The organism is Leifsonia sp. Leaf264, assembly GCF_001422325.1.
In the GTDB taxonomy this organism is placed as follows: Bacteria; Actinomycetota; Actinomycetes; order Actinomycetales; family Microbacteriaceae; genus Orlajensenia.
Genome location: NZ_LMMR01000007.1, coordinates 329151 through 341993, shown reverse-complemented (window position 1 = coordinate 341993; position 12843 = coordinate 329151). Strand labels below are relative to the sequence as shown.

11 protein-coding genes are annotated in these 12843 nt (G+C 70.3%); 2 read left to right on the top strand and 9 right to left on the bottom strand.

Annotation, left to right across the window (positions count from 1 at the left end; all coding sequences use genetic code 11):
* Positions 1 to 41 precede the first annotated feature (41 nt).
* From ASF30_RS17350 to gabT, 6 genes are all read right to left on the bottom strand, one after another.
* Positions 42 to 1055, bottom strand: a complete 1014-nt coding sequence (locus ASF30_RS17350) for a LacI family DNA-binding transcriptional regulator (RefSeq protein WP_055909588.1) — start codon at positions 1053 to 1055, stop codon at positions 42 to 44.
* A 189-nt stretch (positions 1056 to 1244) separates the two neighbouring features.
* Positions 1245 to 2828, bottom strand: coding sequence for an APC family permease (locus tag ASF30_RS17345; RefSeq protein WP_082468008.1), 1584 nt, complete (start codon positions 2826 to 2828; stop codon positions 1245 to 1247).
* 11 nt (positions 2829 to 2839) lie between these two features.
* Positions 2840 to 3715 (bottom strand): universal stress protein, encoded by an 876-nt coding sequence (locus ASF30_RS17340; RefSeq protein ID WP_055909585.1) that lies wholly within the window; start codon positions 3713 to 3715, stop codon positions 2840 to 2842.
* The gene (locus ASF30_RS17335) at positions 3712 to 5070 is read right to left on the bottom strand and encodes a flavin monoamine oxidase family protein (RefSeq protein WP_055909583.1); all 1359 of its coding nucleotides are present in this window, start codon (positions 5068 to 5070) and stop codon (positions 3712 to 3714) included. Before ASF30_RS17335 ends, ASF30_RS17340 begins: the two co-directional genes overlap by 4 nt.
* A 145-nt stretch (positions 5071 to 5215) precedes the next feature.
* Entirely contained in the window at positions 5216 to 6694 is a 1479-nt protein-coding gene (locus tag ASF30_RS17330; protein ID WP_055909579.1) for an NAD-dependent succinate-semialdehyde dehydrogenase, read from the bottom strand.
* The gene (gene gabT / locus ASF30_RS17325) at positions 6691 to 8073 is read right to left on the bottom strand and encodes a 4-aminobutyrate--2-oxoglutarate transaminase (RefSeq protein ID WP_055909575.1); all 1383 of its coding nucleotides are present in this window, start codon (positions 8071 to 8073) and stop codon (positions 6691 to 6693) included. The genes ASF30_RS17330 and gabT overlap by 4 nt, the downstream gene beginning before the upstream one ends.
* Before the next feature lie 70 nt (positions 8074 to 8143).
* Here gabT and ASF30_RS17320 point away from each other — a divergent pair, with 70 nt between their 5' ends.
* Positions 8144 to 9739 (top strand): PucR family transcriptional regulator, encoded by a 1596-nt coding sequence (locus ASF30_RS17320; RefSeq protein WP_055909572.1) that lies wholly within the window; start codon positions 8144 to 8146, stop codon positions 9737 to 9739.
* A 97-nt stretch (positions 9740 to 9836) separates the two neighbouring features.
* Here ASF30_RS17320 and ASF30_RS17315 read toward each other — a convergent pair whose 3' ends face one another.
* From ASF30_RS17315 to ASF30_RS17305, 3 genes are read right to left on the bottom strand one after another with little or no spacing between them, the layout of a single operon-like run.
* Entirely contained in the window at positions 9837 to 11015 is a 1179-nt protein-coding gene (locus tag ASF30_RS17315; protein WP_055909567.1) for a UDP-N-acetylmuramate dehydrogenase, read from the bottom strand.
* A gap of 3 nt (positions 11016 to 11018) precedes the next feature.
* Positions 11019 to 11435: a MaoC family dehydratase gene (locus ASF30_RS17310; RefSeq protein WP_055909564.1), complete on the bottom strand. Its 417-nt coding sequence runs from the start codon at positions 11433 to 11435 to the stop codon at positions 11019 to 11021.
* Positions 11435 to 11881: an FAS1-like dehydratase domain-containing protein gene (locus tag ASF30_RS17305; protein ID WP_200918474.1), complete on the bottom strand. Its 447-nt coding sequence runs from the start codon at positions 11879 to 11881 to the stop codon at positions 11435 to 11437. Before ASF30_RS17305 ends, ASF30_RS17310 begins: the two co-directional genes overlap by 1 nt.
* 131 nt (positions 11882 to 12012) lie before the next feature.
* On the opposite strand from ASF30_RS17305, the gene ASF30_RS17300 reads away from it, so the two are divergent.
* Entirely contained in the window at positions 12013 to 12786 is a 774-nt protein-coding gene (locus ASF30_RS17300; RefSeq protein WP_235480376.1) for an SGNH/GDSL hydrolase family protein, read from the top strand.
* Positions 12787 to 12843 lie beyond the last annotated feature (57 nt).

Genomic DNA, 12843 nt, shown 5'->3' with positions numbered 1-12843 from the left:
ATAACCGATTTTGCACAACGAATTCCGCACTCTTCGACGAGTCAGCGCTGCGGAATCCGTCGGGTGGAGCCGCGCTCGATGACCGAAATCGCAACCTCGACGCGCTCGCCGCGACGGGAAGCCGGTCCGAGGGCGTCCGCGAGGAGTTGCATGCACTGCCGCCCGAACTCGCGGGCCTGCAGATCGAGTGCTGTGATCGACGGCTCGGTGAGGGCGAGGGAGTCGCTGTCGACGTAGCTGGCGAGCAACAGGTCGCGACCGATCTCGAGACCCGCGGAACGGATGGCGTCGGCGGCGATCAACGCCGTGCCCTCGGGTGCCGTGATGATCCCGTCGACACCGTCGAGATCGGCCAGCAGCCCGTCCAGGAGCCCGCGCACCTGCTCGGTCGTCGACTGGAAGTCGCCCACGAGCATCAGCTCCTCGACGCCCTTCTCCGCGCACCACTGCCTGTAGCCGTCCTGCATGCCGCGGCCCCAGGCGATGGAACGGTCGGGCAGCAGGCAGGCGGGCCGGCGGCATCCGTTCTCCCAGAGATGATCCAGCAGCAGACGGATGCCGCGACGGTGGTCGCCGTAGACCACGCCGTACGGGTCCTCGGCGTCCGCCGGCGCATCCTCGCCGCTGACGACGGGACTGCGCCCGGCGAGCAGGCGACGCACGATCGGGTCGTCGTCGATCGGATCGATCATGATGAAGCCGTCGAGCTGCTCGGTGATGCCGGAACGCGGTGCGAACGCCGTCGGCATGAGGGTGACGAGCAGGTCTGAGGCCTGCGCCTCCTCGACGGCACCGAACGCGACGTCCATGTAGTACCGGAAGCTCAGGGTGTGGTCGGGGACGTAGAGCCCGACGGCCCCCGAGCGCGAGCTGCGGAGGTTGCGCGCAGTCACGTTGACGACGTAGTCGAGTTCGTCGGCGGCATCCTTCACCCGCTGCCGTGTCGCCGCGGCCATGCGCCCTTTGCCGCTCAGCGCGAGCGAGGCGGTCGCCCGGGAGACCCCGGCCCGTTCGGCGACATGTTGGAGGGTGATGACGTCGGTGGCTGGCTGCACCTCGTCAGTCTAGGCAGCGCCCCGGCCGTCGATGTGCGCACGACGGGCCGGGCCGTTCGAGATCGACGTGCCTGTGGCGTCCGCTCGCCGGTTGTGGCCGCCCGCCGACCGCCCCCGCGCCGGTTATGGCCGCTCGGCGCCGTCGGAAGCGGCCATATGTGGCGAGCGGATACGGCCGTGCGCCCGGCGCTAGCGACCGGCGGGCTCCTCGGCCGTCTCGGCCTCCGCCGCCGTGAGGGTCTCCCCGCGGAAGAAGGCCGGGCGCTTGTGCCACTGCCACAGCATGATCACGACGCCGCTCAGGATGACGACCATGCCGAGCACGAAGACCAGGCCGATGCCGAACACGTGGGATCCGCTGCCGTACTCGGGGTCCATGCTGTCGATGAGCGTCGTGAAGAACAGCACGGCGAGGATGGCGCCGCCGATGAGCGGGAACAGCAGCGTGAAGAAGACGTTGCGCACCGAACGGAACCACTGGTCGCGGAAGAACCAGACGCAGGCGAACGCCGTGATGCCGTAGTAGAAGCAGATCATCATGCCGAGAGCCGTGATGGTGTCCCAGAGCACGTTCTCGCTGAGGAAGCGCATGACCGTGTAGAACACCGAGGCCACGACGGCCGACACGACCGTGGCGTAGCCGGGGGTGAAGAACCGGGGGCTGACCGACGCGAACTTCTCGGGGAGCGCGCCGTAGTGGCCCATGGCCAGCAGCGTGCGCGCCGGCGAGACGAAGGTGGACTGCAGGCTCGACGCCGAACTGGTGAGCACGGCCAGCGAGACCAGCACGGCGAGCGGGCCGAGGATGGGGCCGGCGAGGTGGAAGAAGACGTTGTCCTGGATGTCGGGGTTCCCGAGGCCGAACTCGCCGTCGCCGACGCCGGCGAAGGCGATGAGCGAGACGGCGATGAGCAGGTAGAGGATCACGATCGTGACGACGGTGATGGTGGCGGCCTGGCCCGGCGTCTTCGACGAGCCCTTGGTCTCCTCGTTCATCGTCAGGGTGACGTCCCAGCCCCAGAAGATGAAGATCGAGAGCGAGAGGCCGGCGGCGAAGGAGCTGAACGACTCCACGGCGAACGGGTTGAACCACGCCAACTCGATGGGCGTCGCGTCGAAGGCGTTGCCGTTCGCCACCTGCACCAGGGCGGCGACGGAGAACAGCACGAGCACCAGCACCTGGAATCCGACGAGCCAGTACTGCAGCTTCTGGGTGGTCTGCATGTCGCGGTAGGAGATCAGCGTCGCGCCGAGCATGAACAGCAGGCAGGTTCCCACGTTGATGAACGGGTTCGCGGCGAGGTCGGCGATGTCGGGGTTTCCGGCCACCTGCGAGATCAGCAGGAAGAGGAAGTCGACGGCGATGCCGGCGAGGTTCGAGAGCACCAGGATGGTCGCGGCGACCAGCCCCCAGCCGGCCATCCAGCCCACCCACGGGCCGAAGGCGCGGGTCGCCCAGGTGAACGAGGTGCCGGAGTCCGGCATCCGTCGATTCAGCTCGCGATAGCCGAACGCCACCAGCAGCATCGGGATGAAGCCGACGAGGATGATGGCAGGCACCTGGACGCCGACCTCGGAGACCGTCGGACCGAGGGCCGCCGTCAGGGTGTAGGCCGGGGCGATGCACGAGATGCCGATGACGATGGCGCCGATGAGGCCGACCGAGCCAGCGCTGAGCCCCTTGCCCTTCTTCACGGTCTCGCTGCCTGCTGTGCCGGGGATGGCGGCACTGGCCGCTGTGAGCGGCGCCTTCGGGTCTGAGGAGTGCGTCATTGCTGCCTCTTTCAGGCTGTGGTGCGAGGCACCACGATCATGGGTACTGGGAGTTCGCGCAGCATCTTGGCCGCCGTCGAACCGAGGAAGAGGTGTCGTGGTGCCGCGAGGCGGCTCGAGCCCACGAGCACCATCTCGCCGGGCTCCCAGTCGAGGGCGCGCACGGCATCCTCGATGCTCGAGCCCGTCGCCGTGGCCGCCGACGCCGCTATGCCATCGGGGAGGGCGCGGCGGGCCTCCTCGAGGACCTCGTCGGCGTGCGCGCTACCGGTGAGTGCGGCCAGGTGCTCGTCGAGTCCGGCGGGCAGGTCGATCGACGCCAGCGAGAGCAGGCGCAGCGGGCTCTCGGTCTGGCGGGCCAGCCGAACTGATGCCTCCAGCAGCGTTTCAGCTCCGGGGCGGGTGCCGATCATCGTCGTGACCCGCGTGACGCCGAGGTCCACGGGCGTCTCGCGCGCTCCGGCCGGGGCGAGCGCCACGGGCACGTCGGAGGAGTGCAGCAGCTCGTCGGCCACGGAGCCGATCCTGGAGCGGCCGAACAGCCCGCCACGGGCCGCCCCGACGACGATCAGCCTGGCACCGAACTCGTGGGCCGCGAGGATCAGCCCCTCGGCGAAGGACTCCGCGTACCGGATGTGCAGCGCGCGTTCGACGCCGTCACCCAGGCGCCGCGATGCGGCGGCGAGCCAGGACTGCGACTGCTCCTTGAGGAATCGCTCGTATCCGGCATCCGTCGGCACCGAGGCGTTGCGGGCCTCGCTGGGCAGCACCATCACCACCTCGAGCACGGCACCGCTCGCGCGGGCCAGTCGTGCGGCCAGGGCCAGCGCGTCAGCCCCGGAGTCGTCGGCCGTGTAGCCGGCGACGATGCGGGGCGCGGCGCTCATGCGCCCGCTCGCTCCACGATTGCCGCTGCGGTCTCGATGCCCATGCGGATGGCACCGTCGACGTGTTGGTAGCCCTTGCCCGCCAGGTCGCTGCAGGAGAAGTGGATGGGGCCGACAGGGGTGCGCAGGTCCGAGCCGTAGCGCGCCAGTCCGCCCATGTCGAAGCTCGCGGCGTAGGCGCCGCGGGTCCACTCCTCGCTGCCCCAGTCGCTCAGGTAGAACACCTCGGGGGTGAGGGCCTCGTCGCCGTAGTAGTGCGACAGCGACTCGAGGATGGCGGTCTTGCGGTCCGCCTCGTCGAGCGCGAAGACGCCGTCGGCCGCCTCGTCGGCCACGAAGCCGACGAGGGTGCCGCGCGGGTCGCCGTGGTAGCTGTTGTCGTAGGCCTCGTGCACCAGTTCGTAGGGGCTGAAGGCTGTGCCGGAGAGGCCGTTGTCGCGCCAGAACGGCGTGGAGTACACGGCGTGCACCTTGATGACGAAGCCCATCGAGAGGTGCTGGTGCAGCTGCTGCTGGCGTCGCGGGAGCGGCGGCTCGTAGGAGATGCGGCTGATCAGGATGGGCGGCACGGCGAGGATCGCGAAGCGGGCGCTCACCTCGAGGTTCTCCGTGACGGCCGTCACGCCATCGGCGCCCCAGCGCAGCGTGCGCACCGGGGAGTCCAGGTGCACGTCGTCCCCCAACCGCTCGGCGAGCAGCAGCGGAACCTGCTGCAGGCCGCCCACCACGCGCTTGTCGAGGATGAAGTCGGCGTCGACGAGATTGGAGAAGCTGCCGGCGGATGCCGCCATCAGCAGGGCCTGCAGGGCGGAGAAGGCGTGCGCCGGCTTGGTGAGCATGGCGCCGGCGATGAACATGCCGATGTTCTCGCGCGCTTCTTCATCATCGGTCTGCGTCTCGAGCCAGCGGGAGAAGGAGACCTCGTCCAGGTCCTTGGCGAGCGGATGCGCCCAGGGCGCATCGGGGTCGATCTCGGCCACGAGGGCGTCGAGCTTCTCGATGAGCGTGAGGATCTCCTGCTCGGTCTGCTCGGCGACGGGGAAGATCTCGCCCTCGAAGGTGCGCTTCTCGCCCGTCGGGCCGATGTAGACGTTCAACCCCTCGCGATAGCGCTCGTAGGTCTCGAGCCCGAGGTCCTCGAGAGTCTCGATCAGCGCGTCCTGGTCGGGCGAGACCCACTGGCCGCCGATCTCGAGCGTGGCGCCGTCGATGTCATCGGTCCAGAGGCGGCCACCGACGCGGTCGCGCGCCTCGAGGACGGCGACGGTGAGGCCGGCCTTCCGGAGCTCGCTGGCGGCGGTGAGTCCGGATGCTCCGGCTCCGATCACGACGACGTCGCGTTCGATCTTCTGCATGGTGCGTGTGTTCCTTCGTTTCGCTGATCGAGTAGTGCCCGGCGAAGCCGGACACGTATCGAGATCAACTGGGGATGTGCGGGTCTGTCGATGTGGTCTCGATACGGCTGCTCGCTTCGCTCGCGGCCTACTCGACCAGCGACGGCTAGGAGACGGGGATGAGCGTGTACTTCGTCGAGAGGTACTCGTGGATGCCCTCGAGCCCGCCCTCGCGGCCGATGCCCGACTGCTTGACCCCGCCGAACGGCGCGGCCGCGTTGGAGACGACGCCCACGTTGAGGCCCATCATCCCGGTCTCGAGGCGCTCGATCATGCGGTGTCCGCGCGCCAGGCTCTCCGTGAAGACGTACGACACCAGGCCGTACTCCGTTCCGTTCGCGAGGCGCACAGCTTCATCCTCGTCGCTGAACGTCGTGATGCCCAGCACCGGGCCGAAGATCTCCTCACGGAGCATGCGGCTGTCGGCGGGGACGTCGGCCAGCACCGTGGGCTCGAAGAAGCTGCCCTCGCCGTCGACGGCACTGCCGCCGGTGAGAACGGATGCGCCGCGAGAGACTGCATCCGTCACCAGTTCCAGCGAAGTCGAGACCGCTGCGTCGTTGATGAGCGGGCCGATGGTCACGCCGTCCTCGGTGCCACGACCGACCGCCATGGCCTTCACGCGCTCGGCGACCTTGGCGGCGAACTCCGCAGCCACGGCCTCGTGCACGATGAAGCGGTTGGCGGCCGTGCAGGCCTGGCCGATGTTGCGGAACTTCGCCAGCATCGCGCCGTCGACGGCCTTGTCGAGGTCGGCGTCCTCGAAGACGACGAACGGGGCGTTGCCGCCGAGCTCCATCGAGGTGCGGAGGATGCCCGTGGCAGCCTGCTCGATGAGCTTGCGGCCGACGCCGGTCGAACCCGTGAACGACAGCTTGCGCAGGCGCGGGTCGGCGATGATCGGAGCCGAGACGGCCGACGACGTCGACGTGGTGATCACGTTGACGACTCCGGCGGGCAGGCCGGCCTCGACCAGCAGCGCGACGAACGCCAGGGTCGTGAGCGGCGTGAGTTCTGCCGGCTTCACGACCACGGTGCACCCGGCGGCGAGCGCCGGAGCGATCTTGCGCGTCGCCATGGCCAGCGGGAAGTTCCACGGCGTGATGAGGAAGCAGGGCCCGACGGGCTGCTGGGACACCAGCATGTGGCCCGTGCCCTCGGGGTTGAGCCCGTAGCGACCGCTGATGCGCACGGCCTCCTCGCTGAACCAGCGCAGGAACTCGCCACCGTAGGCGACCTCTCCGCGCGCCTCGGCGAGGGGCTTGCCCATCTCGAGAGTCATGAGGAGGGCGAAGTCCTCCTTGCGCTCCTGCAGCAGGTCGAAGGCCTTCCGCAGGATCTCGCCGCGCACGCGCGGTGCCGTGGCCGCCCAGTCGGCCTGGGCTGCGACAGCCGCGTCGAGGGCGCGGGTGCCGTCCTCCACCGAGGCGTCGGAGATGGTCGCGATGACGGCGCCGGTGGCCGGGTCGCGCACGTCGAGCGTCGCGCTGCCGGCGGCATCCGTCCACTCGCCGCCGATGAAGAGCTGGTGGGGAACGGATGCGAGCAGCTCGGCCTCACGCGATGCCGTCACGAGGGCGCTCATGCTGCGACCGCCCCGGCGTCGGCTGCGAGCGCGTCGGCGATGACGCCGAGGCCCTCGAGCAGCAGGTCGTCGCCGATCGTGAGTGGTGGCAGGAACCTGATGACGTTGCCGTAGGTGCCACAGGTGAGCACGATGACGCCGGCCTTGTGCGCAGCGCCGGCGACGCGGCCGGTGAGGGCGGCATCCGGAGCTCCCGTCGCCGGGTCGACCAGCTCGATGGCGACCATGGCACCGCGACCGCGCACGTCTCCGATGCGGGGGTCGGATGCCGCGAGCTCGCCGAGGCGACCGAGCAGCACCTCGCCGATGGCGGCCGCGCGCTCGATGAGCCCGTCGTTCTCGTAGGCGTCGATGGTGGCGAGGGCCGCTGCGCAGGCGAGCGGGCTGCCGGCGTAGGTTCCGCCGAGGCCGCCGACCTGGGCGGCGTCCATGATCTCGGCGCGACCGGTGACGGCCGACAGCGGAAGTCCGCCGGCGATGCCCTTGGCCGTCACGATGATGTCGGGGACGATCCCCTCGGCGTCGCTGGCGAACCACTGGCCCGTGCGACCGAAGCCGGTCTGCACTTCGTCGGCGATGAACACCACGCCATTGGCGCGGGTCCAGGCGAGCAGGGTGGGCAGGAAGCCGTCGGCGGGAACGATGAAGCCGCCCTCGCCCTGGATGGGCTCGATGATGAGCGCGGCGAGGTTCTCGACGCCGATCTGCTTCTCGATCTGCAGGATGGCGCGCTCCGCGGCTTCGACGCCGTCGAGGCCGCCGTCGCGGAACGGGTACGACAGCGGTGCGCGGTAGATCTCGGGCGCGAAGGGGCCGAAGCCGTTCTTGTACGGCTGGTTCTTGGCGGTGAGGCCCATCGTGAGGTTGGTGCGCCCGTGGTAGGCGTGGTCGAAGGCCACCACGGCCTGCTTCCGCGTGTAGTGGCGGGCGATCTTCACCGCGTTCTCCACGGCCTCGGCACCGGAGTTGAACAGGGCGCTGCGCTTGGCGAAGTCTCCGGGCGTGAGTCGGTTGAGCGCCTCCGCGACCTCGACGTAGGAGTCGTAGGGGGCCACGGTGAAGCAGGTGTGCGTGAAGCGCTCGAGCTGCTCGGCGACGGCCGCCACGACGCGCGGGTTGGAGTTGCCGACGCCGGTGACGGCGATGCCGCTGCCGAGGTCGATGAGCGAGTTGCCGTCGACGTCGACGACGACTCCCCCGCCGGCAGCAGCGGTGAAGATCGGGATGGTGGCGCCGACTCCGGCGGCGACGGCCTCGGTCTTGCGGCTCATCAGCTCGATCGACTTCGGCCCCGGGATGGCTGTGACGAGGCGGCGTTCCTGCGGCAGGCTCGGGCCGCCGGTGACGGCGGACGTTGGCGCGGATTCGACGAGGGTCATGAGCGGTCTCCAGATGCTGCGAGGGTGACGTGCGATGTGGCGATGCTAGACCCGAACGTCATGGAGGCCGATGGCCGCGGCGTACACTGTGAAGCTCCCTATTGTCCACCACGTCTATCGCTCGGAGGCGGCCGTGCTCCCCACTCTCGCGACGCTGCTGCGCAGGCCCGAGCTCGCCCTCACCCTGCTGAGCGACGTCGATACGCTGCCGTCGGGGGCGCTCGACCGCGGGGTGCAGTGGGCGCACAGCACCGACCTGTCCGACCCGACGCCCTTCCTCGTCGACGACCAGGTGCTGCTCACCACGGGGACCCAGTTCGGCGACAGTCCGACGGATGCCGACGCCTACGTCGCCCGGCTGGTCGACCGCGGTGTCGTGGGCCTCGGCTTCGGCACCGAGGTGGTGCGCGACGGAACCCCGGTCTCCCTCGTCGAGGCCTGTCGACGCTACGGCCTTCCCCTCTTCGAGGTGCCCTACCGTGTGCCCTTCATCGCCATAGCCCGGGCTACCGCGGACCTCATCGCCGAGGATGCTTACGCCAGGCACTCGTGGGCGCTGGATGCGCAGCGCGCCATCTCGCTCGCGGCGCTCCGCCCCGATGGGCTGCGTGCTGCCCTCGCGGAACTCGCTCGCAGCCTCGGGCAGGGCGTCGCCCTCTTCGACGCGACTGGAGCCGTCGACAGGGTGTTCCCGGCAGACGCGATCGACCCGACGGCGCTGCGCGGTGTGCGTCAGGACGCGACGCTCCTGCTCGCCCGAGGCACGCGCGCGAGTGCTACCTCTGCAGCCGGCGATGACACCCTCACCCTGCACACCCTCGGCCGACGTGGCCGGTTGCGCGGCGTTCTCGCCGTGGGCGGCGGCACGTCGCTCGACCAGTCGGCGCGCGAAGTCGTGGCTTCGGTCGTCGGACTCGCGAGTCTCGCCCTCGAGCAGAACCACGAGCTCGACGCGTCACGGTCGCGGCTGCGCACGGGGCTGCTCCGGCTGCTGCTCGGCGGCGAGGTCGAGCTGGCGAGCATCGCCGGCACCGAGCTGTGGGGCGGGATGCCGGCCGGCGAGGTGAGGGTCGCTGTCATCGCCGTCGATCCCGACCGCCGCGGCGCCCTCGAGGAGGTGCTCGAGATCGAGGCGCGACGCAACGCCTCCTCCGCGTTCTTCGGTGCAGTCGACGGCGAGCTTTTGGTCATCGCGACTCCGGCCGCGCTCCCGCTGCTGCGCCGGCTCGCGGCGACCTTCGATGCTCGAGTCGGGCTGTCGGCGCCTGCCGCCCTCGCCGAGCTGCCACGGGCCCGGGCCCAGGCACAGGGCGCGCTGGGGGCGGCATCCGTCGCCGAGGGATCGGGTGGGGCCGTCGTCGACTTCGAGACCGTCGCGGCCGGGGGCGTTCTCGCCTCGCTCGGAGCGACGGATGCCGCCGAGATCGCCCGCGCCACCCTCGCACCGCTGGCGCTCCACGACGCCGAGAACGGCACCGCGCTCATCGCGACGCTGCGTAGCTGGCTGGAGAACGACGCGCAGTTCGACGCGGCGGCCCAGGCTCTCGGCGTGCACCGGCACACCGTGCGCAACCGCATCGCCGCAGCCGAGCGGGTGCTCGGCCGCGACCTCTCGACCTTCCCGGCACGCGCCGAGCTGTGGGCGGCGCTGGTCGCCTCCCGCTGATCGCCTCTCGCTGATCGAGTAGTCCGTTCCGCACCTCCGCTGATCGACCAGCGCCCGGAGGCGAGCGGGAAGCGAATGGGAAGCGAGCGGGGTGGCCCTAGATCTCCAGCCCCACGATCACGGGCTCGGGCTGCAGGATGATGCCGAACTCGGCCTGCACCCGCTGCTGCACGTAGCGCGCGAGCTGGGCGATCTCCTCGCCCGTTGCCTCGCCCCGGTTGGTGATGGCGAGGGTGTGCTTGCCCGAGATGGCGGCCTGGGTTCCCGGCAGGGCGAAACCGCGGCGGATGCCGGAGTGCTCGATGAGCCACGCCGCAGAGAGCTTGACCAGGCGCGGGGCCGGCTCGGCCGACGGTGACGGTGCGGAGAGAGCCTGCTGGGCGGCCTCCCACGGGTCGAGGGCCGGTCGGTCCAGCGGCTCGACGACGTCGGGCGCATCGGCGGCCATCGGCCAGCGCGGGGCGTCGGCCGGCAGGGTCCTGGCGAAGCTCTCGCGCACGATCGGATTCGTGAAGAACGAGCCGGCGCTCCAGGTGTCGTTGTCCTCGGCGTTCAGCACCATGCCCTTCGATGCCCGCAGGGCGAGCACAGCGGCCCGCACCTGGGAGATCGAGACCCTGTCTCCTGGCTGCACGCCGAGCGTGCTGGCCAGCTGCGCATAGGCGATCGGCTGGCCGAGCTCCTCCCCGAGAACGTCGCGCTCGTGCGCGGTGTCGTGGAGCTCGAGTTCGATCGAGACGACGACGCCCTGCCGGCCCTGCTTGATCACCGAGGTGCGGTAGCCCAGCTCGAGGTCGGCCGCCGCGACGCGCTCCACCTCACCACTGTCGTAGTCGAGGAACTCGATGGCGGTCAGCGCGCTGGAGACCTCCTGGCCGTAGGCGCCGATGTTCTGGATCGGTGCGGCCCCGGCCAGTCCGGGGATGCCACTGAGCGCCTCGATGCCCGACCATCCGTGCCGCACCGTGTAGGCCACGAGGTCGTCCCAGGGTTCGCCGGCCTGCACCCGCAGCCGCACGAGCCCCGGACCGGAGGACTCCGGCAGCACCTCGATGCCCTGGGTCGCGATGCGGATGACCGTGCCATCGAACGGCTCGTCGCTCGCCACGGTGTTCGAGCCGCCGCCGAGGAGCAGCCAGTCGCCGCCGTCGGCCCAGACCGCGAGCACGGCATCGACCAGGTCGCGCTGGGTCGTGACGGTGAGCATCCGTTCAGGCAGCCCACCGACGCGCATGGTGGTGAGCTCGCGCAGGGCGACGATCGAGGACTCCGGCATGGGCTAGAGCCGCACCCGCACCTGGGCCTTGCCCAGCACGGTCGCGTCGTCGAAGCTCACGGCCAGGTCGATGCGGGCGACCGATGCCTCGACGTCGAGTGCGCCGACCTTGGCGACGATTCTCACGACGGCGCCGTCCTGCGGGTCGACGAGCACGGGACGCGTGAAGCGCACCTGGTAGTCGACGACGCGGGCGGGGTCGCCGGCCCAGTCGACGACGGGCTGCACGGCGAGGCCCATGGTGAGCATGCCGTGGGCGAGGACGCCGGGCAGGCCCACGGATGCCGCGACGTCGTCGCGGTAGTGGATGGGGTTGAAGTCTCCGGATGCACCGGCGTAGCGCACGAGGGAGTCGCGTGTGAGGGTGACGGAGCGCTCGGCGACGATGTCGCCGACGGTCAGGTCGGTCAGCTCGGGCATCACTCGTCTCCTCGCACGACCAGGGTGGAGATGGCGGTGACGACGTGCTCGCCGGCTGCATCGGTGATGGTGGACTCGGCGGTGACCATCGAGTGGCCGCCGAGCGTCTTGACGCTGGTGACTGCGAGCTGCGCCGTGAGCTCGTCACCGGCGACGATGGCGCGCGTCGTCGTGAAGCGCTGGTCGCCGTGCACGACGCGGGTGAAGTCGATGCCCGAGTCGGCCTCGGCCAGCAGCTGGGCGAGGGTGATCTCCTGCACGACGATGGCGAACGTCGGCGGCGCGACGAGGTCGGTGTGACCGGCGGCGCGGGCGGCATCGACGTCGAGGTTGATCGGATTGGTGGCGAAGACCGCACGCGAGAACTCGCGCACCTTCTCACGTCCGACGAGGTAGGGGGGCGCGGGCGGGAACGTGCGTCCCAGCAGCTCGGGGTTCACAGGCACCCGGCCAGTCTACCGACGCTGCGTTCGCGGCACCCCGCTGGCAGAGCCACAGAGCGGGAAGCCTCAGCGAACGAGACAGGTCTAGGCTCGACGGGTGCCCGGCCGAGCCGGCACGAGATCGGGGAGTGTGCGTGTTCAGCAGTTACGTGGCCATCGGAGACAGTTTCACCGAGGGCGTCGGTGACGAGCAGCCCGACGGCACGGTGCGCGGCTGGGCCGACTTCGTCGCGGTCGGGCTCGCCCAGCACGCTGCGGCATCAGCCCCGGGCAGCACCATCACGTACGCCAACCTCGCCATCCGCGGCCGCAAGCTCGTTCCGATCATCGATGAACAGCTGCAGCCGGCCATCGACCTGCGTCCGGAGGTCATCAGCTTCAACGGCGGCGGCAACGACATCCTGCGGCCGCGCATGGATGTCGAGCGCATAGCCGGGCGCTTCCGCGGCGCCATCGAGCGCATCCGGAGTGAGGGCATCCACGCGCTCATGCTGTCCGGTGCCAACCCGCTCGACCATCTGCCGCTCGGCTCGGCCTTCGACCGTCGCGGCCGCGACCTGACGACGGCCCTGCACGACCTGGCCGAGTTGCCCGGCGTGACCTTCGTCGACAACTTCTCGGATGTCGGACTGCGCGACATCCGCTACTGGTCCGCCGACCGCCTGCACCTGAACGCCCTCGGCCACGCCCGCGTCGCGAGCAACGTTCTCACCGGGCTGGGCGTTCCCGTCCCGACCGAGTGGGGTGTGGAGGAGGTCGCCGCGGCCCCGGCCGGACCGAAGTCGCGCAACACCGCCGCGTACTACCGCGAGTTCGTGCTGCCGTGGATCGGCCGACGCCTCACCGGACGCTCATCGGGCGACGGCCGCGCGGCGAAGCGCGCCGTGTTGGAGCCTGTGCAGCTGTAGGTTCCCCGCCCTCCCTCTGGCAGAGGCAGCGCCGGGGTCCGCTGTTCGAGGCGCGAC